Source organism: Myroides fluvii (assembly GCF_009792295.1).
Lineage (GTDB): Bacteria > Bacteroidota > Bacteroidia > Flavobacteriales > Flavobacteriaceae > Flavobacterium > Flavobacterium fluvii_A.
Genome location: NZ_CP039934.1, coordinates 2337408 through 2358843, shown reverse-complemented (window position 1 = coordinate 2358843; position 21436 = coordinate 2337408). Strand labels below are relative to the sequence as shown.

Annotated in this window: 22 protein-coding genes; 6 read left to right on the top strand and 16 right to left on the bottom strand. The window is 36.7% G+C overall.

Translation table 11 applies throughout. The features are described from left to right. Position 1: 1 nt before the first annotated feature. Entirely contained in the window at positions 2-2002 is a 2001-nt protein-coding gene (gene ligA, locus FBR08_RS10805) for an NAD-dependent DNA ligase LigA (RefSeq protein ID WP_158962720.1), read from the bottom strand. Between the two features lie 10 nt (positions 2003-2012). After that, positions 2013-2486 (bottom strand): DUF6495 family protein, encoded by a 474-nt coding sequence (locus tag FBR08_RS10800; RefSeq protein ID WP_158962719.1) that lies wholly within the window; start codon positions 2484-2486, stop codon positions 2013-2015. A 157-nt stretch (positions 2487-2643) separates the two neighbouring features. Here FBR08_RS10800 and FBR08_RS10795 point away from each other — a divergent pair, with 157 nt between their 5' ends. Next, positions 2644-3114: a DinB family protein gene (locus FBR08_RS10795; RefSeq protein WP_158962718.1), complete on the top strand. Its 471-nt coding sequence runs from the start codon at positions 2644-2646 to the stop codon at positions 3112-3114. 34 nt (positions 3115-3148) lie between these two features. On the opposite strand, the gene FBR08_RS10790 is transcribed toward FBR08_RS10795, so the two are convergent. The 5 genes from FBR08_RS10790 to FBR08_RS10770 form a co-directional block, all read right to left on the bottom strand. Then, positions 3149-4105, bottom strand: a complete 957-nt coding sequence (locus FBR08_RS10790; protein ID WP_158962717.1) for a helix-turn-helix transcriptional regulator — start codon at positions 4103-4105, stop codon at positions 3149-3151. Positions 4106-4307: 202 nt separating this feature from the next. After that, positions 4308-4751 carry a 50S ribosomal protein L9 gene (gene rplI, locus FBR08_RS10785; RefSeq protein ID WP_158962716.1) on the bottom strand — a complete coding sequence of 148 codons (444 nt, stop codon included), beginning with the start codon at positions 4749-4751 and terminating at the stop codon, positions 4308-4310. Positions 4752-4818: 67 nt separating this feature from the next. Next, positions 4819-5115, bottom strand: a complete 297-nt coding sequence (gene rpsR, locus FBR08_RS10780) for a 30S ribosomal protein S18 (RefSeq protein ID WP_002987043.1) — start codon at positions 5113-5115, stop codon at positions 4819-4821. Between the two features lie 5 nt (positions 5116-5120). Further along, positions 5121-5462, bottom strand: a complete 342-nt coding sequence (rpsF, locus tag FBR08_RS10775; protein ID WP_158962715.1) for a 30S ribosomal protein S6 — start codon at positions 5460-5462, stop codon at positions 5121-5123. A 249-nt stretch (positions 5463-5711) separates the two neighbouring features. After that, positions 5712-6275 (bottom strand): DMP19 family protein, encoded by a 564-nt coding sequence (locus tag FBR08_RS10770; RefSeq protein ID WP_158962714.1) that lies wholly within the window; start codon positions 6273-6275, stop codon positions 5712-5714. Between the two features lie 149 nt (positions 6276-6424). Here FBR08_RS10770 and FBR08_RS10765 point away from each other — a divergent pair, with 149 nt between their 5' ends. Further along, complete coding sequence (locus FBR08_RS10765; protein WP_158962713.1) at positions 6425-8902, top strand: BspA family leucine-rich repeat surface protein; 2478 nt, start codon at positions 6425-6427, stop codon at positions 8900-8902. 5 nt (positions 8903-8907) lie between these two features. On the opposite strand, the gene priA is transcribed toward FBR08_RS10765, so the two are convergent. The 6 genes from priA to FBR08_RS10735 form a co-directional block, all read right to left on the bottom strand. Next, positions 8908-11358 carry a replication restart helicase PriA gene (gene priA, locus FBR08_RS10760; RefSeq protein WP_158962712.1) on the bottom strand — a complete coding sequence of 817 codons (2451 nt, stop codon included), beginning with the start codon at positions 11356-11358 and terminating at the stop codon, positions 8908-8910. A gap of 61 nt (positions 11359-11419) precedes the next feature. After that, positions 11420-11776, bottom strand: a complete 357-nt coding sequence (locus tag FBR08_RS10755; protein ID WP_158962711.1) for a WG repeat-containing protein — start codon at positions 11774-11776, stop codon at positions 11420-11422. Between the two features lie 398 nt (positions 11777-12174). Beyond that, on the bottom strand, positions 12175-12600 hold the full coding sequence (locus tag FBR08_RS10750; RefSeq protein ID WP_158962710.1) for a DUF2147 domain-containing protein: 426 nt from the start codon (positions 12598-12600) through the stop codon (positions 12175-12177). A 43-nt stretch (positions 12601-12643) separates the two neighbouring features. Then, complete coding sequence (locus tag FBR08_RS10745) at positions 12644-13543, bottom strand: YihY/virulence factor BrkB family protein (protein WP_158962709.1); 900 nt, start codon at positions 13541-13543, stop codon at positions 12644-12646. A 16-nt stretch (positions 13544-13559) separates the two neighbouring features. After that, positions 13560-14420, bottom strand: a complete 861-nt coding sequence (gene nadC, locus FBR08_RS10740) for a carboxylating nicotinate-nucleotide diphosphorylase (protein ID WP_158962708.1) — start codon at positions 14418-14420, stop codon at positions 13560-13562. A gap of 88 nt (positions 14421-14508) precedes the next feature. Continuing rightward, positions 14509-15084 (bottom strand): DJ-1/PfpI family protein, encoded by a 576-nt coding sequence (locus FBR08_RS10735; RefSeq protein WP_158962707.1) that lies wholly within the window; start codon positions 15082-15084, stop codon positions 14509-14511. Between the two features lie 187 nt (positions 15085-15271). Here FBR08_RS10735 and FBR08_RS10730 point away from each other — a divergent pair, with 187 nt between their 5' ends. The 3 genes from FBR08_RS10730 to FBR08_RS10720 all read left to right on the top strand — a co-directional run bounded on the left by FBR08_RS10730 (position 15272) and on the right by FBR08_RS10720 (position 17918). Then, on the top strand, positions 15272-15769 hold the full coding sequence (locus tag FBR08_RS10730) for a lipoprotein (RefSeq protein WP_158962706.1): 498 nt from the start codon (positions 15272-15274) through the stop codon (positions 15767-15769). Between the two features lie 324 nt (positions 15770-16093). Continuing rightward, a complete protein-coding gene (locus tag FBR08_RS10725; RefSeq protein WP_158962705.1) occupies positions 16094-16795 on the top strand; it encodes a YceI family protein in 702 nt (233 codons plus the stop codon). 157 nt (positions 16796-16952) lie between these two features. Continuing rightward, entirely contained in the window at positions 16953-17918 is a 966-nt protein-coding gene (locus FBR08_RS10720) for a YpdA family putative bacillithiol disulfide reductase (RefSeq protein ID WP_158962704.1), read from the top strand. Between the two features lie 9 nt (positions 17919-17927). On the opposite strand, the gene FBR08_RS10715 is transcribed toward FBR08_RS10720, so the two are convergent. Beyond that, complete coding sequence (locus FBR08_RS10715; RefSeq protein ID WP_158962703.1) at positions 17928-18338, bottom strand: Fur family transcriptional regulator; 411 nt, start codon at positions 18336-18338, stop codon at positions 17928-17930. Positions 18339-18753: 415 nt separating this feature from the next. Here FBR08_RS10715 and FBR08_RS10710 point away from each other — a divergent pair, with 415 nt between their 5' ends. Then, positions 18754-19950 (top strand): aromatic amino acid transport family protein, encoded by a 1197-nt coding sequence (locus FBR08_RS10710; RefSeq protein ID WP_158962702.1) that lies wholly within the window; start codon positions 18754-18756, stop codon positions 19948-19950. A gap of 48 nt (positions 19951-19998) precedes the next feature. Here FBR08_RS10710 and FBR08_RS10705 read toward each other — a convergent pair whose 3' ends face one another. Further along, a complete protein-coding gene (locus FBR08_RS10705) occupies positions 19999-20715 on the bottom strand; it encodes a tRNA threonylcarbamoyladenosine dehydratase (protein WP_158962701.1) in 717 nt (238 codons plus the stop codon). Between the two features lie 35 nt (positions 20716-20750). After that, positions 20751-21392 carry a TatD family hydrolase gene (locus FBR08_RS10700; RefSeq protein ID WP_158962700.1) on the bottom strand — a complete coding sequence of 214 codons (642 nt, stop codon included), beginning with the start codon at positions 21390-21392 and terminating at the stop codon, positions 20751-20753. Positions 21393-21436 lie beyond the last annotated feature (44 nt).

The following is a 21436-nucleotide window of genomic DNA, read 5'->3' as shown; positions in this document are numbered from 1 at the left end:
ATTATTTAATCATCGCTAAAAAGTCATCTTCGGTCAAAATCGTTATTCCCAACTGATTGGCTTTTTCCAATTTCGAAGGTCCCATCTTATCCCCAGCTACCACGTAATCCGTTTTTGAACTAATCGAACTTCCGTTTTTTCCGCCGTGATCTTCAATCATTTGCTTCAATTCATCTCGACTCACCTGCACAAACACTCCAGAAACCACAATCGTTTTTCCTTTCAAAAGATCTGAAACTACCGTAGATTCCTTTTCTTCCAATACCATTTGCACCCCATAAGCCTTTAATCGATCGATGATTTGCTTGTTGATATCATTGCTAAAAAAGTCAATCACACTTTGTGCAATACGCTCTCCAATTTCATCCACCATCATCATTTCTAACATCGGAGCCACTGCCAAAGCATCAATTGATTTATAATGTTGCGCTAATTTCTTCGCTACAGTTTCACCCACAAAACGAATTCCCAATGCATATAAAACGCGTTCAAAAGGAATCGCTTTCGAAGCTTCAATTCCCTTAATTAGGTTATCTGCCGACTTTTCAGCCATGCGCTCTAGAGGCAATACATCTTCTTTTTTTAATTCATACAAATCGGCATAATCTTTGACTAAACCATTTTTGTACAGCAACACCACTGTTTCTTCTCCCAATCCTTCAATATCCATGGCTTTACGCGAGATAAAGTGTTGAATTCGACCTGAAATTTGTGGCGGACATCCATATACATTTGGACAATAATGCTGTGCTTCTCCTTTGTTTCGCTTCAAGGGCGTATCACATTCTGGGCAAGTGGCAATATAAACAGTAGGTTGGGAATCTGCTGTACGAACCTCCGTATTCACTCCCACAATTTTCGGAATAATCTCTCCTCCTTTTTCAACATAGACATAATCTCCTACGCGAATATCTAGTTTTGCAATCTGATCGGCATTGTGTAAAGAGGCACGTCGAACTGTAGTTCCCGCCAATTGTACGGGTTCCAAATTCGCCACAGGAGTAATGGCTCCTGTTCGTCCTACCTGATATACAATCGATTCCAACAAAGTTTCTCCTTGTTCAGCTTTGAATTTATAGGCAATCGCCCAACGCGGTGATTTAGCGGTGAATCCCAGTTCTTCTTGATCGTGTAGGGAATTCACTTTAACCACAACACCATCTGTTTCATAGGGCAATTCATGGCGATGGATATCCCAATACGCAATAAACGCCAGGACTTCGTCCATGCTTTTGGCCAACTTAGAAACAGTCGGTACTTTAAAGCCCCATTGACGCGCTTTCTCCAATCCTTCGTATTGGGTTTCAAAACCTAAGTCAGACCCCGTTATGTTGTACAACAAACACTCTAAGGGACGCTTAGCTACTTCTGCACTGTCTTGTAACTTTAAACTACCCGAAGCTGTGTTTCTCGGATTGGCATACGGTTGCTCACCAATCTCAATCAACTCTTCGTTCATGCGTTCAAATCCAGCAAATGGCAAAACAATCTCTCCACGAATATCAAAACTCTGCGGGTAGTCATTTCCTTTTAAACGAATAGGAACTGATCTTATCGTCTTAATGTTGTTCGTCACATCATCTCCTTGCACTCCATCTCCACGCGTAATCGCACGTACTAAAACCCCATCCTCATAGGTAATGCTAATCGATGCTCCATCGTATTTCAATTCACAAGTATACTCCATCGGAACATCGCCCAACGCTTTTTGAATGCGCTTTTCCCAATCCAACAAATCTTCTTGAGAATAGGAATTGTCCAACGAATACATCCTATTGCGGTGTACAATGGTTTCAAAATTTTTCGTGATTGTTCCCCCTACACGTTGTGTGGGTGAATCGGCATCAAAAAACTCAGGGTGTTTTTGTTCTAAAGCTTCTAATTCCTTTAATTTTTGATCAAATTCAAAATCGGAAATCGTTGCATTATCTAAAACATAATAATTGTAATTATGCTCGTTTAATTCTTTTCTAAGGGCTTCAATTTTGCTTTTCACTTCCATACTATCTTTTTTACAGCTTCAACATCTCTTTAAATTGACTGTACAATACGCCATCACTCAAGATTGCTCCTTGGCGAATAATGTCAAAAATCTCAACATTGCGATCCGCACCAAAATCTCTTCCTCCGTGCTTTACCTCCACTTCGGCTGTAAACACAGCTTCAGAAAGCCACTGTAACCCTTCTTGCGTCAAGAGATCTATATCTTGTTGTAGGGCTTTAATCACAATTGTATTGATGGATTGCTCATCAAACCCAAATAAGAAAATATGATTTTTGGAATAGTGCTCCAAATATTGTGCCTTAGTCAAAACACCTTCCCAGATCAAATCCGAAAACACATCTAATTCTTGTTCAGCAACTTCTGGCTTTTCTTCTTTTAACTTGTCCCATTCATTTTTATCGATTTGCTGTGCAGCTAAAAAATTTACAAATTCCGGATGTAACTCCTCAAATTGTTCTTTTGTCAGACGAGAATACTTCATAATAATTTCTTTGAGCCACAAAAATACTAATTATAAAACGTAATTTTCAGCTTTGCCTTGTTAAGCCGATAAAAAAATTATTCGACAAACCTACTGACAAGCTGTTGTCACTTCCCTCTTTTACATTTGCGGTATAACAAAAGAAAATACACCAAAAATGAAAACAGAAACTATTTCTAAAGCACAACTTTTACAGTACTGGCAGGGACAAAGAAGTTTAACAAGACGCGTGATTGACGCTTTTCCTGAAAGTGATTTATTCAACTTTACAATCGGAGGCATGCGCCCTTTTTCAACGATGTGTGCAGAACTACTTGCCATTCCCGTACCCTCCTTACTTTCCTTTACAACAGGGAAGATTGAGGCGTTTGATGAAATACCTAAATTCACAACAAAAGAAGAGATTCTAAAGCAATGGGATGAAGATACGATGCAAATCAACACCTTATTCAATCAGCTCTCTGACGCCCAATTTCAACAGAATTTCGTTTTATTTGGTCAATACGATTTAAAAATCCATCAACATCTCTTCTATTTTATCGACAATGAGATTCACCACAGAGGGCAAGCTTATGTATATTTACGCGCTTTGGGAATTGAACCGCCTTATTTCTGGGAAACCTTCTAAAAAAATAAAGTCCTTTCATCTTACTGAAAGGACTTTATTTTTTGTGTTTCCGCAAACTCTGCTCTAATAATCGTACTACTTTTTCGTGTAATTCTACTGGTTCAATAATCTCGGCATGATCGGCAAACATTAAAAACCAACGGGGAAACCCATTGTCGAAATCTTTCATTTTGAAGTGCATCTCCACTTGATCTCCTCGATCAATTTCTTCCATAAATCCATAATATTTACGTTCCCACACCAGATAAGTTGCCATTTGCCTGGATACTATAATACGCACTTCTAAATTGCGTTCTACATTGCGACTAGGCAAATACAGCTCCAAATCTCCATGTTCTAAAGTGAATAGCTCCTCAAGCAATTCAATAGACTGAATGCGATCCGATCGAAACTGACGATAGGATTGACGCAAATGACAATACGCCATAAAATACCAAAAACTATTTTCGTGAAACACCCCAACAGGCTCTACAATTCGAATTACAGCTTCTGTATCAGCTCCCCCAATATACGCGATACGCACTTGTTGTTTGAGCGATATACTCTTAAACAAGGTCGATAAGGCAGAGGGTACTTTTTTATTAAAAACGCTTTTATCCGTACGCATTACCACAGCGGGAGAAATACCTGACACCTCAGCTTTTTGAGACGAACGCAACACGGCTTTCATCTTAAATAAAGCGGAAGTAAAGTGATCACTGAGTTCTTGATCTACATAAACCTGCATGATTTTTTCCGCAGCAACAAAGCTCAAAGCCTCTTCCCGAGTAAATAGAGTTGGTGGAATCTTATATCCATCCACAACCGCATAGCCAACTCCTGCTTCACTATAAAGCGGAACACCCGCTTGTTCTAAGGACCGTATATCGCGGTAAATGGTACGCAAGCTCACCTCAAATCGATCCGCTAATTCCTGAGCCGTTACAATAGGTTTGGATTGCAGATGAATGAATATACTGATGATGCGATCAAATCTTTTTTTAATGTCCATTTTGGTTATGAGTTATGACGATGAGACGATGAGATGATGAAACGATGAGACGATGAGACGATGAAAATATAATAAAAATACTGCTTTAATTGAATAGTTCTTCAAAAAAGCAAAGGATCAGAAATACAAAAAAGCCTCCCTGAATAGGAAGGCTTTTTATATCAGTTATATTTACATTGAACTGAAAAACAGTTCAAGTGAATTACTCTTGCTCAGCGATTACTTCGTAATCAACCTCAACAATTACGTCACGGTGTAAACGTACTGTTGCATTGTATTTACCTAAACGTTTGATAACACCTGAAGCGATAAATTTTCTATCGATTACTTGTCCGTTTTTAGCAAATACTTCAGCTAAATCTTGGTTCGTTACTGAACCAAACAATTTCTCTCCACCAGCTTTAACAACGATTTTGATTTCAATTGCTTTTAATGCATCAGCTACAACTTTAGCGTCAGCGATTAATTTAGCTTCTTTGTGCGCTCTTTGCTTTAAGTTTTCAGCTAAAACTTTCTTCGCAGAAGGAGTAGCTAAAACTGCAAGTCCTTGAGGAATTAAATAGTTACGTCCGTATCCTGGTTTAACAGTTACTACGTCATCTTTAAATCCTAATTTTTGAACGTCTTGTTTTAAGATAATTTCCATGTTGATGTCCTTTTTAATAAGAAGTTAGGTTTCTAAGTTGAAAACCAACAACTTGTTTTGTATTATATTATTTTAATAAATCCGCTACGTATGGCATTAAAGCTAAGTGACGAGCTCTTTTTACCGCTACAGAAACTTTTCTTTGGTATTTCAAAGAAGTTCCAGTTAAACGACGAGGTAAAATTTTACCTTGCTCGTTAACGAATTTTAATAAGAAATCAGCATCTTTATAATCGATGTATTTGATTCCTGATTTTTTGAAACGACAATACTTTTTAGTTTTGTTTGTTTCTATGTTTAAAGGCGTTAGATATCTGATATCTCCGTCTTTTTTCCCTTTTGCAGATTGCTCAATAGTTGACATAATAATTAAGCTTTTTTAGATTTTAATTTTTCTCTTCTTCTCTCAGCCCAAGATATCGCGTGTTTATCTAAAGCAACAGTTAAGAAACGCATAACTCTTTCGTCACGTCTGAATTCTGTTTCAAGGTTGATGATAATATCTCCAGCAACTTTGTACTCAAACAAGTGATAAAAACCACTTTTCTTGTGTTGGATTTCGTAAGCTAATTTTTTTAAGCCCCAATCCTCTTTAGCTACCATTTCAGCTCCTCTTGAAGTAAGAAATTCTTCGAATTTCTGTACTGTTTCCTTTACCTGAGTTTCAGATAAAACGGGATTCAAGATGAAAACAGTTTCGTATTGATTCATAAAATAAAAATTTATTTTGTTATAAAATTGAGTGCAAAAATAGTACTTTATACAACATCAACCAAAGTTTTTTTACTTTTTCTTTTTTATGCCTTTTTGCTTTTATGTCTTTTTGTTTTTGTGCTTCTTCGCTTTTTTGTTTCAATGTGCTAAAAGAACAATTTTCACATACAAAAGCCTACACTGTCCTTCTTTTAATTAATTAAACAAAAAAACACCTTGCAAAAAAACAAAAAAGCATCCAACTGCTTATTCTCTCTCTACTTTTTTTCCCAATAACTGCTCAGCATAATCGTACATCTCATCGATCGATAATACTAAAAGTTCTGGATGCTGTTTCAACCAATTCGCATTCAAATCAATTAAGTCCTCTTCAATATTGAAAAAAGTATCGTCATTTAAAAGATCACGGGTTGGATTGGTTCCAAAATAGTCGCTCTCAATAAAAGCTTCTAAAACCACCTCATCCATATTTTCTAACACCTCCAAGCGCTTTTTCAATAAAGCCAAATGTTCTACAGATTCTATTTTCTCTAATCCTTCAATAATCCAATCGATCAATTCTAAATCAGCACCTATATTGTACACAAATTGAGAGAAGTTTCCGTTTTCATATTGAGATAAATAATAATCAACATAATAACTTAAAAAAGCATCCTGTGGAATCATTTCATCTACGCGGTCTTCTTCTGGATCCTCTTCCTCTGCTTCTTCGCGGATTAGATTAATAAAGGTGATGTTAGAATAGATGATATCGTAATTATCTTGACTTTGCGCAGCCTCTTGTGATACGACAATTTTCGGTTGACTCATTTTCTTTTAAATTTAGTTCCTTTTTATAAAAACAAAAGTACGATTTAATGCAGGGTGATGAACAAGATTTAGACTTATTTCACAATTCCCTTCTTTTTCTGTTGTATTTTTTAGTACATTTCACCACTATTCACCTTATAACTAACAACATGAGGCAACACATTTGGTTCCGTTTTATGCTTTTAGGCGTTCTCTTTTTTCTTGCTGGTTTGAGCAGTCATGCACAACGACCTTTTATTACTACTTGGAACACCCATAAACTTAGTCTTCATTTGGAAGGAGAATACACCTATACTTGGGAAAGCATTCAATATCCAACGATAAAAGGAGAAGGAAGGGGAAAAGATAGGCTCGAATTAAATTTTCCTAAACGCGGACCTTATCGCCTTAGTTTAACTCCCGTTGGCGACAAACCGTTGCATCGGTTTTACAATCCCGATATCACCGTTTCTCTTTATGAACGTGAACGAGAAGAATATCCCAATCCCTTTGATGAACTTTTATCTGTTGTTCAATGGGGTGATGTACCGTGGAGCAGCATGCAAAATGCTTTTGCGGGTGCAAGCAGAATGGTTATTGTTGCTCAAGATGTCCCTGACCTCAGTAGAGTCACCAATATGTCGGGCATGTTTTTATGTGCACATTACTTAGATTTCCCCATTAATCATTGGGATGTAAGCCAGGTAACAGATATGAGTTATCTCTTTTTTCAGGCTAGAAAATTCAACCACCCCTTAGATCAATGGGAGGTTAGTCAAGTGACTAAAATGGAATCCATGTTTGATCAAGCAGAAAGCTTTAACCAACCGTTAAACAACTGGAATGTCAGTAATGTAAAGGACATGAGCTATCTATTTAGAGGAGCTTCTGCATTCAACCAACCGCTAAAAAAATGGAAGGTTCATCAAGTAACCAAAATGGAATCCATGTTTGATCAAGCAGAAAGCTTTAACCAACCGTTAAACAATTGGAATGTCAGTAATGTAAAGGACATGAGTTATCTATTTAGAGGGGCTTCTGCATTCAACCAACCCTTAAACAAATGGAACGTTCATCAAGTAACCAACATGGCTGGCATGTTTCATGGCGCTCATCAATTTAATCAACGCTTGGATCAATGGGAAGTTTCTTCTATTGTTTTCTTTGCTCACCTATTCGACAACACCAAATTGAATCTCCAACAAATGCAACAAACAATTGCAGCATGGGAGAAACAAAAACAACCCAATTACAAAAAACCTTTTGTAACACTTTGGGATTTGCCAACCCCTTACGGTAACAGAAACAATTTTGAACTCAGCCTGCAAGGTAAATATTTCTATAGGTTAGAAAACACAACAGATTCCTCTTTAATTTATTATGGTATCGGACAAAACGATCTTAGTCTGCTTGTACCAGAAGGTCAATATCGCTTAACCTTAACCCCTACCGAACGAAACCCTTTACATGCAATAGAGTATATGTATGGAGCTTCAAAAAATATTTATTTAAGAGAAAAACACTTAATCGAAATACAACAATGGGGAGATATTGAATGGAGCACAATGGAAAATGCGTTTAGTGGAGCGGAAGAAGTGATAGTAACCGCTTCAGACCTTCCCAATCTACAACAAGTAAAAAGTATGAGTTTTATGTTTGCCCATGCGAAAAAATTAAATCAACCCCTTAATCAGTGGGATGTGAGTCAGGTCACTAATTTCTCTGGCATGTTTTACCAAGCAGAAACATTCAACCAACCATTAGATCAATGGAACATGAGTCAAGCAACGAATCTTTCCCAAATGTTTGATCACGCATCCACATTCAACCAATCTTTACAAACTTGGAATGTCAGTCAAGTAACGAATATGTGGTGTATGTTTAATCATGCATTAGCTTTCAATCAACCTTTGGATACCTGGGATGTGAGTCAAGTTACGAACATGGGAGGGCTATTTTCAAATACTTCATTTAACCAACCTTTATTCAACTGGGATGTTAGTCAAGTTACTACCATGGGAAGTATGTTTTCAAATACCCCATTCAATCAGCCTTTACATACTTGGAATATTAGTCAAGTTTGGAGCATGGCATATATGTTTGCTGAAACTCCATTCAATCAACCTTTAGAACAATGGGATATGAGTCAGGTTAAATCCCTAGAAGGAATGTTTATAGGTACTCAGCAATTTAATCAACCTTTAAACAATTGGGATGTGAGTCAAGTTACCAATATGAGTAAAATGTTTGCAGGAGCACAAGTCTTCAATCAACCTTTAAATGAATGGAACGTGAGTCGAGTCACTAATATGAATCGAATGTTTACGTTAGCCATCTCTTTTAACCAACCGTTAAACCGATGGGATGTGAGTCAAGTCCTTTCTATGGTAGAAATGTTTGCAGAATCACAAGCCTTTAATCAACCTTTAGATCAATGGGACGTGAGTCAAGTTATTTTCATGCAAGAAATGTTTGCAAGAACCCAAACCTTTAATCAACCTATTAATCATTGGACTATTACTCCTAATACAGTAATTACGAAAATTATCGATCAAGCCCAATCATTTAAACAGCCCTTGAACCCTGAAAAATGGAAAGGAATGCACCTGGTATACTATGACCCGATTTTCATTAACCCTAACCCCTAATATAATCAATAAAAATCAACATTAGCCACTACGTGAACCGAACGATACGCTCCAATAGACTCAAAACTCTTTAAGATGCGTCTTACTTGTCCTTTGGTTTGGTTCAACATCACTTGCTGTGGAATCTTGATTAAAATCACGCGAATATACTGATTTCGAATGCGGTTAATCCCAGGTTCTTCTGGTCCTAACACTGGAATACCCAATTGTCCTTTGAGGTTGTTGTACAACCAAAAAGACGATTCCTTGAGCTTTTCAAAGTCGCGGTGCTTTAAGGTTAATCGAATCAAGCGGTAAAAAGGCGGATACTGAAAGTTGTGACGTTCATACATCTGCTCTTTGTACATGGATTTATAATCGTAATTGGTTACTTGTTGAATGATATTGTGATAGGGATTAAATGTCTGAATGATTACCTTTCCCTTTTTGTCAAATCGACCCGAACGTCCTGCAATTTGCGTCATCATTTGAAAGGCGCGTTCATGGGCTCTAAAATCAGGATGATACAAACTATTATCGGCATTCATAATCCCCACTAAGTTTACATTGTCAAAATCAAACCCCTTGGCTAGCATTTGCGTTCCCACCAAGATATCGATTTGTTTGTTTTCAAAGGCTTCGATGAGCTTTTCATAGGCGTACTTTCCCCTTGTGGTATCTTGATCCATTCGGGCAATGCGCTTATTGGGAAATAATTCTCTTAACTCTTCTTCTACTTGTTCGGTTCCGAAACCTTTCGTATTCAAATCTACACTGTGACAACGCCCACATTGTTTGGGCATCGGCAAGGTATAGCCACAATAATGGCAACGCAATTCATTTCTGTATTTGTGATACGTCAAACTCACATCACAATGCGGACATTCAGGAACCGCACCACACGTCATACACTCCACCACAGGAGAGAATCCCCTTCTATTTTGAAAGAGAATCACTTGTTCTTCTAAAGACAACGCTTGATTGATCTCGTCAATCAATTGATCTGAGAAATGCCCTGTCATCTGTTTGCGTTTGTATTTATCTTTACTATCGACCAAGACAATCTCGGGTAGTAATACATTCGTATAACGCTTGGTTAGTTCAACTAATCCATATTTTTTTTGTTCTGCATTGTAATAGCTTTCCAAACTCGGTGTAGCTGATCCCATTAACACCTTCGCTTTGTGCTGCATCGCCAATACCACAGCGGCATCCCGCCCGTGATAACGAGGGGCTGGATCATGTTGTTTGTAATTGGCATCGTGTTCTTCATCAATCACTACGAGGCGCAAATCTTGAAACGGCAAGAAAACAGATAAACGCGTTCCGATTACTACTTTGGCCTTTTCTGATTGCAAAAAGACTTGATTCCAAACTTCCAATCGCTCATTATGAGAGTAACGCGAGTGATACACCGCCACTTGATTGCCAAAATAGGCCGTTAAGCGCTGTACTAATTGCGCACTTATTCCCACTTCAGGCAAGAGAAATAACACCTGTCCTTCTTGGGCTAAGAATTTCTCAATGAGTTTAATATAAACTTCTGTCTTTCCTGAGGCCGTAACCCCGTGTAACAAGACGACTTCTTTTTCTTTGAATTGTTGTTCAATTTCCCAAAGGGCTTTACTTTGCTCATCTGTCAATTGAATCCCCTCTGAAGTTGCATCGTTAAACACCACGCGATCGTGATTGAGGTAATAAGATTCGAAAATGCCCTTTTCTAGTAAGGCATTGACTATGGCTTGACTACTTTCTCCTTCTTCAATCAGTTGCTTAATGCTGATTCCTTTCTTTTGTGTGGCTTGTAACTGGAAATACTTTAGGATTAATTCGCGCTGTTTTGTTGCTCGATTGACTAATTCCATCAACTTGGTCAAGCCGTCTTCTTGTACATACTCTTCAGCTAAACGCACATAGCGAATTTGCTTGGGCTTGTACTTTTCGACCATTTCCTCTTGCAGAAAAATAGCACCTTTGGTCAATAAACTATTGATCACTGGGAAAACTTTCTTGCGATTGAGAATCGCAATCACCTCGTCGAGTTTTAAAATCGATTGAATTTGCATGGCTTCATACAATAAGTATTCTGCATCGTCTAGCTCTTCCGATTTTATATCTGTCTTGTCATTCCATTGAATAATGGTCTCGCTCTCCAATAGCAATTGTGATGGCATCGCTCCTTTGTAAACATCGCCAAGGGTACACATATAGTATTCTGCTAACCACGTCCAAAACTTAATTTGTTCGGTTGTAACGACAGGTTCTATATCGATAATTTCATGAATATCTTTCGCCTCGTATGTCGCAGGTTGTCGGTGGTGTTTTTCCACCACTAAAGCCGTGTACACTTTATTGCGTCCAAAAGGCACAGCTACCCGCATGCCAACTTGAATAAAATCAAATTCGACTTCGTTGATTCGGTACGTAAATGTGGGATCTAAAGCTAAAGGCACAATGACCTCAACAAAATAATGCATGTCAAAAGAGGTTAATCACTTCAAAGGTAGTATCCTTTGAATCAAAATAAAGAATGGAAATCTAATTTTTTGTTTTTTCAGAAACGATGTTCCCTTTTTGATCTATATAAAACCAAGATGGGCTGTCCCAATAGTGATACTCTCCTCGAGATCCTTTTACTTCTCTACTAATTCCTTCAAATGTAGCTTTAGCTACACCATTTTTAAAAGGAAAAACAAAGGCAAATTGAGGTTTAATCACCACTTGTCCTTTGACATTGGCAAATCCCATTTTCCCCTCTTCATCGATAATGCGATACATTCCTTCTACAACAAAATCAGGCCCACTGTCATACATATAAGGCTGATGTGTTGATTTTGACGTCATACACCCCATGGTTGTTACAACGAGTAGAAAACATACCAATACTCTATTCATTTGATTTCAAAATTATAATTAGCTAAATAATAGCCTTTGATTTTTTCAATTCCAAAAATACGGATTTATACCCTATTTCCATAAGGTTTTCTCTACATAGAGAATTCATCCACTATACTTGTTATTCATTTATTTAGCTACAGCAGGAAAAAGATTACAACTAAAGCTTACTTCGTCTAAAAACGCAAAAGAATACTTCCTCTTCTACTGTTTGCAATAAAATAAACCTAACGATCTAACGACCAACACATAGACCCTTCAAAGGTAACTGACCTTTCTCTAATTTCATCTAAATTGACGAGTAAAAATATGTTAAATGAAATGGAAAGGCGAACTTCCTTCTTTTTGCATTCTAATAGAAACAAAAAAGGCTACCGATTCGGATAGCCTTTCTATATTTACATTTTAGTCCAGGTTTGCGTTCGTCCAATTAATGAAATCCCAACGTAGCCACGAACTTCTAATTTTGTTTTTCCGTTCATTTTGATGGAGCATTTATATTCTTTTCCAGATTGAGGGTCGATAATTGTTCCCCCAGTATATTCTTCTCCTTTTTTCGTCAGATTTTTGATAATGACTAAACCTTCAATTGGTTTTCCTTTATCTTCACCCGGACATTTTTCACATTTTGAATCCTTTTTGGCTGGATTTAAAATCTCGATAACTTTTCCTTGGTATTTCCCTCCTTTTTCTGAGATCTCTATAATAGACTTAGCATCACCTGTTTGATCGTCAAACGTTTTCCACTTTCCAAGGATAGATTGAGCCTGAGTGGTAAGCAATCCCCCCATAAAAAACAAAAGTATAAGTATTGAGTTTTTCATAACATTTTTCGGTTTTTAAATTAAACATCACAATCAAATATACTTATTTTTTCAATTTAATTTTACGAATCGCTAAATTTAATTCAAATCCCAACAATAAAATCATGCAGTTAATCCACAAATAAAACATGACCACTAAAAGTGTTCCTATTGACCCATATAATTCGTTATATCGCGCAAATCGAAGCACGTAAACACCGAAGCCATACGAGGTTAAAACATACAGAATAGTAGTAAAAACCGAACCGATGGAAATAAAGGAAACGCCTTTGGTTTCTTTCGCTCCAAACTTATATAGAATAGATGTAGTCAGTAATACGACCATCAACAAATACAAATTACGCAGCCAAACAAACCAATTAGCATCAATAGCTAAACGGTAAATTAACACTTCTAATACCACATAAAAAGCGACTGAAAAAATCAGAACAAAAGACAAAATAAGCGAAAGTGCTAATGCCACGAGATACTGTCTGATAATATTACGTGAAATTGTAATATGATAAGAAGATTCAAATCCGCCAATAATAGCAAAAACCCCATTCGTCATTAAAAAAATGGAGAGTAAAAATCCGGAAGACAACAACGACTTATAACTATTATTCATAATATCGAGAATAATAGATTGAATAGCTTCGTAGGTATTAGGTGGCACAGAATTTTCAATAAACTGCAAAAAGTCAGCCTGAAAATTATCAATGGGGATATAGGGAATTAAATTCAGAATGAACAGTGCAAAGGGAAACAAGGCCATAAAGAAACTAAAGGCGATGGATCCTGCTCGATAGGAAAAGGCCCCTTTTATGATTCCAACCAAATACAATTCGATTAGATCATACAAGGAGTATCCCTCAAGAAAGGAAAACCTTATCCGCTGTAGTCCCCGAACTATTTTATTAATAATAGGTATACGGGCTAACTTATCCTCTACTTCTCTAGACATGCATATTTTTTATACGCTATAAAACTGCTTTCAAACTTAAATCCATATTGTAAACCGAATGCGTTAATGCCCCAGACGAAACGAAGTCAACACCGCAAAGTGCATATTCTCGTACTGTATCTTCATTGATATTTCCTGAAGATTCGGTTTGACATTGATTGCCGATTCGCACAACTGCTTTCTTTGTTGTTTCAAAATCAAAATTATCCAACAAGATGCGATACACATTCTCGCAAGCTAAAATCTGTTCTACCTCGTCTAAATCTCGGGCTTCAACAATGATTTTCAAATCTTTCTTGTTGTTTTTCAAATAATCATTCGTTTTGTCAATGGCTTCTTTTATTCCACCTGCAAAGTCAATGTGATTGTCTTTCAACATAATCATATCATACAAAGCAAAACGGTGATTTTCACCACCAGCAATTTTCACCGCCCATTTTTCAATAGCGCGAATTCCCGGTGTTGTTTTTCTCGTATCCAATATTTTGGTTTTTGTTCCTTCGAGTAAGTCAACAAAAACGCGTGTTTTTGTTGCGATAGCACTCATGCGTTGCATCGCATTCAACATAAAGCGTTCTGCTTTTAAGATCGATTGGGATGATCCTGCCACAGTAAGTACAATATCCCCTATTTTTACAGCTGTTCCATCTGGAATAAAAACTTCAACTTCCAATCTAGGATCAACGTACTGTAAAATCATTTGAGCAAATTCTACTCCGGCAATAACACCCGCCTCTTTCACTAAAACTTGTGCTTTTCCTCGAGCTTCTAAAGGGATACACGCCAATGAACTATGATCGCCATCTCCCACATCTTCGCGTATGGCGTTAACGATAATTTGATTTAATTCAGCCTGAAATTGTTGTTCTGAAATCATATATAAAAAATTTGCGCTGCTAAAATAAGAAATGTTTTACATGTGTTCTTCTTTTAACCTCGCAAACTATCACACCGCTTTTCTCTTCTTAGCCAATTTTGATTCCCAAGAGCTTATAAAATTCACTCAAAATAGCAGGATGTCCTGGCCATGCTGGTGAAGTTGTTAAATTGCCCTCTGTTATTGCTTTATCTGCATCAATTTCCTTGTAAATGCCTCCAGCTACAACAACATCTGGCCCCACTGCTGGATAAGCGGTAAGGGTTCTCCCTTTTAATACATTAGCAGGGGTTAAGACTTGGATACCGTGACAAATCGCCGCAACAGGTAAGTTTTTTTCAAAGAAATACTGCACGATTTTAATCACATTTTTATTTAAGCGAATATACTCTGGTGCGCGACCTCCACATACGTACAAACCAGCATAATCTTCCACTTTTACCTCATCAAAACTCTTGTTGATTACAAAATTATGTCCTCTACTTTCTGCATAAGTTTGAAACCCTACAAAATCGTGAATGGCCGTTGCGATGATATCATTCTTTTTCTTTCCTGGGCAAACTACATCCACCGCTACTCCAACAGACAATAATGCTTGATACGGAACCATTACTTCATAATCTTCTACGAAGTCACCTGCTAACATTAATACTTTTTTTGCCATAATTTTTTACTTTTAGTTTTATTCCTTCTAATGTACAAAATTCTATTTAATTCCCCTTAATTGAATCTTAAATTAAAAGTTAGCTTCCGTATAACAACCCAGCTAAAATATTTTAGATATAAATAGCAATAGGTATCACTATTTTGAGTTAACTTTAAATATTCTTTATTATTAAAACTGTTTTTAAATGAAAAAACTATTCTTTATTCTTTGCGCAACACTAGGATTGGCTAGTTGTAATCAAAAAGTGGCACCTCCTCAAACGGTAACGGTTAAGGATCAATTTACTATGGAAATGCCTTCGACACTAGCGGTTATGACAGATCTTTATCCGAATGCGGATATTCAGTATGGGAATACGTACAAACAAGTGTACATTATTGCAAAAGAATCTCCAAAAACAACAGAAGAAGATTTCAAAGCATTCACTCAAAAAGCACTAGCAGCTTATGCTAGCAGACCTGATTATGAAATTGTAAAAGAAGATGAAGTTCGCATTAATGGTTTACCTGGGAAAATCTACAAACTATCCATGTCACAAGAAGGAAACTTTATGTACATGATTCAAGTGCTGATTGAAGGTAAAAAAGGAAATTACGAAATTATCGGTTGGACAATTGGACAAAACAAAGACTATCAAGGTGATGAATTGATAAATATTATTTCGACTTTCAAAGAGTTATAGCATGTAGTTGCAAATCAGAAATAGGAGGATAACGCTTTCGTTATCCTCCTATTTCTCTTTATTTCCTTTAGACAACGGCTAAAAACTTCATCCTTTTATTGATTTCTTATGTACTTGTTTCCCCGAAATCATTAACAGAAGTTTTCAACAAAAAACCTTTTTTTTGGCCTAAAAGACATCTATTTAAAAACATATTCAACGAAATAAGCGTCATTATTTCACAAAAAACGTTTATTTATAACTTTTTAACACTCAGTAGTTTATTAAACTATTGTATATTCATTTTTGTATTGTACATTTGAGGAAACAAAATAGCGAATTAAGATGAAAAAAATTTTATTATCAGTAGCAGTAGTAGCTGCTCTTTCATTAGCCTCATGTGGAAATAAGAATGCTGATAAAGCAACAACTACAGCAGAGCAAGAAGTTGCAGTAGAACAAGGAGACAAATACACTGTTAACTTAACAGAGAGTAATGTAACTTGGAAAGTAGGACATAAAGGTGGATTAAACCCACGTTTTGGTACCTTAACTTTAACAGCTGGAGATATTGCTATTGATGCAAATGGACTAAACGCTGGTTCATATACTGTGGATATGGCTTCTATCAAAGCTGACCGTGCTTCTGTTGATGCTGATGAGGATTTAGCAAAATTAGAAGGACACTTAAAAAGTCCTGATTTCTTCGACGTAGAGAAAAACCCAACAGTTGATTTCAAAATCACAAAAGTTGAAGATTTCGATGCTGCAAAACACACTAGTACAATTGAAGGTGCAAACAAAATCGTAAGTGGAAACTTAACTATCTTAGGAAAAACTGTAAACATTACTTTCCCAGCTAAAGTAACTGTTGAGAACGGAAAAGCTGTTATGGATGCTGCATTCATGGCTGATCGTACAGAATGGGGATTAGTTTTCGGTACTACAGATAAAGATTCTGGTGCTGCACTTAACCCAGCTGATTGGGCAATTAGCAAAGACATGGAAATTGGAATTCACTTAGTTGCTGACAAAGTAAACGAATAATCCATTCTAAATCATAGTAAAAGGGGATGTCTGTATAGGCATCCCCTTTTTTATACTCCATTGTAAACTTGTGCTTTTCCTTCTCTTAACCAAAATAATTCAATAATTTTGTATACCCCAAAGGCTAATAGCAAACCACGGGTTTATTTACAAGAGAATGAAACATATAGATGTACTAATTATCGGTGGTGGTCCAATCGGAATTGCCTGTGGGATTGAAGCTAAAAAAGCGGGATTATCTTATCTTATTATTGAAAAAGGTTGTTTGGTAAATTCACTCTATCACTATCCCATCAATATGCAGTTCTTCTCCTCTTCTGAGCGATTAGAACTCGATGATATTCCGTTTATTAGTGCAGAAAACAAGCCTAGACGCAAAGAAGCGTTGGAATACTACAGACGTGTAACTCATCTTCACCAATTATCAATTCATTTATTTGAAACCGTACTAGGTGTTCACAAACAAGCGGAAGGCCATTTCGAAATAGAAACCTCAAAAGACAGATATAACGCTACACACGTTATTGTTGCTACAGGTTTTTACGACTTCCCAAACCTCTTGAATATTCCTGGAGAAAACCTACCTAAGGTTTCTCATTATTACAATGATCCTCATTATTATGCCCATATGGAAGTTGTGGTAGTTGGAGCAAGTAACTCGTCCGTGGATGCAGCTTTAGAGTGCTATCGAAAAGGAGCTAAAGTAACGATGATTGTACGAGATAGTGCTATTAGTTCACACGTGAAATATTGGGTAAAACCCGACATTGAAAATCGAATCGCAGAAGGTGCGATTCAAGTTTACTACAACAGTCAACTGACAGCTATCAATCCCGCCACTGTTACCTTAGAGCAGCAAGGTAAATTCATTACGCTATCTAACGATTTTGTTTTAGCCTTGACGGGTTATCGTCCCGATTTTAATTTTTTACGTCAACTGGGAATTACCAATCAAAACGAGGTGGATTTACTACCTACATTCAATGCAGAAACGATGGAAACTAATATTTCGAACTTGTACTTAGCGGGTGTAGTTTGCGGTGGTTTAAATACACATACGTGGTTTATTGAAAATTCAAGAGTTCACGCCCAACTCATCATACGACATATAACACAACGTTAGTCGAGGCAATTACGCCTGACAATGTTCACACACGCCTTTGACAGTCACTTCTATTTCGCTGAGCTGAAATCCCTCCGGTATTTCAATAGGGGGAATAGCGACTTGTGTCAAGCAAATTGTCTTTTTACATTGATTGCAAACAAAGTGTAAATGAGTATCTCTGTGATTGTCTTCAGAACACTTAGCAGAACACAAGGCATATTGCGTTACATTATTCGCCGTAATACTGTGTAACAATCCTTTGCTTTCAAAAGTTTTTACCGTGCGATAAATTGTCACTCGATCCGATTGGTCAAAACTATTTTCTATATCGGCTAAAGACACGGCTCCTAGTTGCTGCTTTAAAAATTTAAGCACTAAAATCCGCATTGCAGTAGGTTTAATGTTTTTGGCTAGTAACTCTTCCTCAATATTCTTCATTTTTCATGCCTTTTGATTGACTCAAAGATAAACATTGTTCTTCAATTCCCTTAGGCTCAAAACGAGGAATTAATTGTTATTCTTATTCATACTAAGTTATTTACTTCTCATGCTAAACTGAGAATCAATCCTTTCTATTTTTTTCACTTGTACTATTCTACAAAAAAAATCTTTTTTTCGATTAAAAACACAATGAACATCTCCTACATTTCCTTTACCATTAGTTTTTACTAATTTTTATCGCAAAAAATATAAATAAAACATATATTTATTTTTTTTAGAATCTTTTCTAATAAAAAAGAAAAAGAACCAATCAGAGGTACGATTCTTGTGTAAATAGTATCCTTGTTCGCTCTCTTTTTTTATAGGTGAATGAAAAAATAACGCAAAAAGTAAAACAAAAATTTTAAACAAAATGCAAAAATTAATCGGAAGTATTCTTATTGTAGCAGGAACTACAATCGGCGCAGGAATGTTAGCAATGCCCATTATATCGGCCAAGGTAGGTTTCTTATTTATGTCATTCACCCTATTCTGTATTTGGTTTGCTATGTTTTATACTTCCGTTCTACTAGTAAATGTCTATCGATACAATCCCACTTCTGCAGGTTTTAATACGCTAACTTTAAAATATTTAGGAAAACCCGGAGCTATTATCACCGGATTGAGTATGTTAACCTTGATGTACGCACTTGTAAGTGCCTATATAGCAGGAGGTGGGGATATTTTGAGATCCAATCTCGAACAATTATTACATTTTGAGGTCTCTCCTCAACTAAGTGCGATTCTCTTTACCCTTATTTTTGGAGGAATCATTGCCTTCGGAACCAGGGCAGTAGATTATAGTACCAAAGTTATATTTACTATAAAAATACTGTGTCTTTGTTTAGTTTTAGGACTCCTACTGCCTCATATTGAGATGGCATATTTGAGTTATGTACCACAAAGTCCTTTTCCTGTGTTAGCAACGATTCCCATTATTTTTACCTCTTTCGGATTTAGCGTGGTTATTCCAAGTTTAGTTAAGTACTTGGATGGAAACTTACGTCAACTCAAATGGGTGTTTTTTATCGGTAGTATTATCCCTTTGCTTCTATATCTAATCTGGGAACTTACCATCTTAGGAAATATTGAAAGCAGTGTATTTAGCGCGATTTTACAAAACAATGCCGGATTAGAAGGTCTACTCCTATCAATCAGAGAAATCAATAGTTCGCCGTTTATCAAAGTGGCATTTACCATTTTTGCAGCGGCCGCAATTCTAACTTCTTTTTGGGGTGTTGCACTTGCTCTAAACGATTACATCAAGGATTTGGCTAAAGATCGTCCCAAAATCAAACACAATGCTAGTGCTTTTATTTTGACGTTTCTTCCTCCAATTCTGTTTGCGTTATTCTATCCTGATGGTTTTGTTATTGCCTTGGGATATGCCTCTATTTCGCTGGTAGTTTTGGCGTTGATTATCCCGATGTTGATGCTCCAAAAAGCAAAGAAAATAGCAGGAGAAAAAACCAGCCTCTTTCAATATATCATTTATGGTTTTTTGTGGATCTTATCTATACTAATTGTGGTATTGCAGATTTTACTAGCACTCGATGCATTACCCTCTTAAATGACATACAAAAAAGGAACTCTACAACGGAGTTCCTTTTTTTGTATGTTATTTAGATAATAAGTAACGTATCACGTTTTCGGCTGCATGCAATCCAAACAAAGCGGGCATCCAACTATTTGTTCCAAAAAACGATTTTTTGAAGTTCGAACCATCCGTCATTTTCAAACTACTTTCGTCTGGTTTCTCTGTTGAGAAAATAGCTTTTACTCCAGATGAGATTCCCTCTTTTTTCAAGCGTTTTCGAATTTGTTTTGCCAACGGGCACACATCTGTTTTACTGATGTCTTTGACCACAATTTTAGAGGCTAACATCTTTCCTCCCGCTCCCATAGCGCTAATAATTTTCACGCGTTTGCGCTTCGCTGCTAAAATTAAATTAATCTTAGGCGTAATACTGTCAATACAATCTAAAACATAGTCATATTCTTCTGTTACTACCTCGTGGGTGCGTTCTGGTGATAAAAACTCTTCCATACGCGTTAAGTTTAATTCGGGATTAATATCCATCAAACGGTCTCCAACGACGTGTACTTTCGGTTTGTCTATGGTCGAATGTAATGCAGGTAATTGTCTATTGATGTTGGTGATATCCACAGTATCTCCATCAACAATCGTCATGTTCCCTACACCTGCACGTGCTAAAAATTCAGCAGCAAATGATCCAACTCCTCCTAATCCAACAACTAATACGTTGGCGTTTTTTAATTTTTCTAGTCCTTCTTCTTTAAAAAGTAAGGCTGCTCTTTCTTGCCAAATAGCCATCTATCTCTTATTATTAATCCCCCTAAAGGTTCCAATTAGTATTCTTTACTCCATATCCGTTTAAAATTCGCTTCTACAAGCTGCGCAATATCAGGACGCAATTCCGTTGCCTTAGCATATACTGCCGCAATCGCAGTGGTGGCATCATCGTCTGTTTCTAAAAACAAAAACGCATTAGGCACCGTACAGAAAGTTTCTTGCAATCGTTCATTGTGCAATAAAGCACTGCCAAACGATAAATAGAATCCATTTTTCCACAAACTTGCTGCCACTTGTTGATGCTTATTAAACCCGTGAACAATAAGTGGAACAGTAATCTTCCATTTCTTCTTTAGCGCTATAACCTCTTGATAAGCGGAAACGACGTGCAAAATTACAGCTTTTTTATTTTTTTCTGCAAGAAGTAATTGTTTTACAAAAACTTCTTCTTGCAGAGCCCACGGAATTTCAATCTTTTTATCTAAGCCACATTCACCTAGCGCCAAACAATTTGGATGATGGAGATTGTCTTCAATAAAAGTTAGTTGTTTATCGATCTCATTTTCATCAATATACCAAGGGTGAATTCCCAAAGAAAACTGAGGAATACTTAAATCCACTTTAGATACGTCTTGATTGACTATTTCTACGGTATCTGCGCTATGCGTTGGATGATGGGTATGGATGTTGTATTTCATGAAAACGAAGATAAAAAAAGGTCTTTGATTAGCATATACTAACC

What these genes read in the sequence shown, in the direction of transcription:
- FBR08_RS10800 (WP_158962719.1), bottom strand. Translation starts at nt 2,486, where the DNA reads ATGAAGTATTCTCGTCTGACAAAAGAACAATTTGAGGAGTTACATCCG.
- rplI (WP_158962716.1), bottom strand. Translation starts at nt 4,751, where the DNA reads ATGGAAATTATCTTAAAACAAGACGTTCAAAAATTAGGATTTAAAGAT.
- FBR08_RS10730 (WP_158962706.1), top strand. Translation starts at nt 15,272, where the DNA reads ATGAAAAAACTATTCTTTATTCTTTGCGCAACACTAGGATTGGCTAGT.
- FBR08_RS10725 (WP_158962705.1), top strand. Translation starts at nt 16,094, where the DNA reads ATGAAAAAAATTTTATTATCAGTAGCAGTAGTAGCTGCTCTTTCATTA.
- FBR08_RS10700 (WP_158962700.1), bottom strand. Translation starts at nt 21,392, where the DNA reads ATGAAATACAACATCCATACCCATCATCCAACGCATAGCGCAGATACC.
- FBR08_RS10735 (WP_158962707.1), bottom strand. Translation starts at nt 15,084, where the DNA reads ATGGCAAAAAAAGTATTAATGTTAGCAGGTGACTTCGTAGAAGATTAT.
- rpsR (WP_002987043.1), bottom strand. Translation starts at nt 5,115, where the DNA reads ATGTCAACTATTGAGCAATCTGCAAAAGGGAAAAAAGACGGAGATATC.
- FBR08_RS10710 (WP_158962702.1), top strand. Translation starts at nt 18,754, where the DNA reads ATGCAAAAATTAATCGGAAGTATTCTTATTGTAGCAGGAACTACAATC.
- FBR08_RS10745 (WP_158962709.1), bottom strand. Translation starts at nt 13,543, where the DNA reads ATGTCTAGAGAAGTAGAGGATAAGTTAGCCCGTATACCTATTATTAAT.
- FBR08_RS10755 (WP_158962711.1), bottom strand. Translation starts at nt 11,776, where the DNA reads ATGAATAGAGTATTGGTATGTTTTCTACTCGTTGTAACAACCATGGGG.
- FBR08_RS10715 (WP_158962703.1), bottom strand. Translation starts at nt 18,338, where the DNA reads ATGAAGAATATTGAGGAAGAGTTACTAGCCAAAAACATTAAACCTACT.
- FBR08_RS10765 (WP_158962713.1), top strand. Translation starts at nt 6,425, where the DNA reads ATGAGGCAACACATTTGGTTCCGTTTTATGCTTTTAGGCGTTCTCTTT.
- FBR08_RS10720 (WP_158962704.1), top strand. Translation starts at nt 16,953, where the DNA reads ATGAAACATATAGATGTACTAATTATCGGTGGTGGTCCAATCGGAATT.
- nadC (WP_158962708.1), bottom strand. Translation starts at nt 14,420, where the DNA reads ATGATTTCAGAACAACAATTTCAGGCTGAATTAAATCAAATTATCGTT.
- rpsF (WP_158962715.1), bottom strand. Translation starts at nt 5,462, where the DNA reads ATGAATCAATACGAAACTGTTTTCATCTTGAATCCCGTTTTATCTGAA.
- FBR08_RS10795 (WP_158962718.1), top strand. Translation starts at nt 2,644, where the DNA reads ATGAAAACAGAAACTATTTCTAAAGCACAACTTTTACAGTACTGGCAG.
- priA (WP_158962712.1), bottom strand. Translation starts at nt 11,358, where the DNA reads ATGCATTATTTTGTTGAGGTCATTGTGCCTTTAGCTTTAGATCCCACA.
- FBR08_RS10770 (WP_158962714.1), bottom strand. Translation starts at nt 6,275, where the DNA reads ATGAGTCAACCGAAAATTGTCGTATCACAAGAGGCTGCGCAAAGTCAA.
- ligA (WP_158962720.1), bottom strand. Translation starts at nt 2,002, where the DNA reads ATGGAAGTGAAAAGCAAAATTGAAGCCCTTAGAAAAGAATTAAACGAG.
- FBR08_RS10750 (WP_158962710.1), bottom strand. Translation starts at nt 12,600, where the DNA reads ATGAAAAACTCAATACTTATACTTTTGTTTTTTATGGGGGGATTGCTT.
- FBR08_RS10790 (WP_158962717.1), bottom strand. Translation starts at nt 4,105, where the DNA reads ATGGACATTAAAAAAAGATTTGATCGCATCATCAGTATATTCATTCAT.
- FBR08_RS10705 (WP_158962701.1), bottom strand. Translation starts at nt 20,715, where the DNA reads ATGGCTATTTGGCAAGAAAGAGCAGCCTTACTTTTTAAAGAAGAAGGA.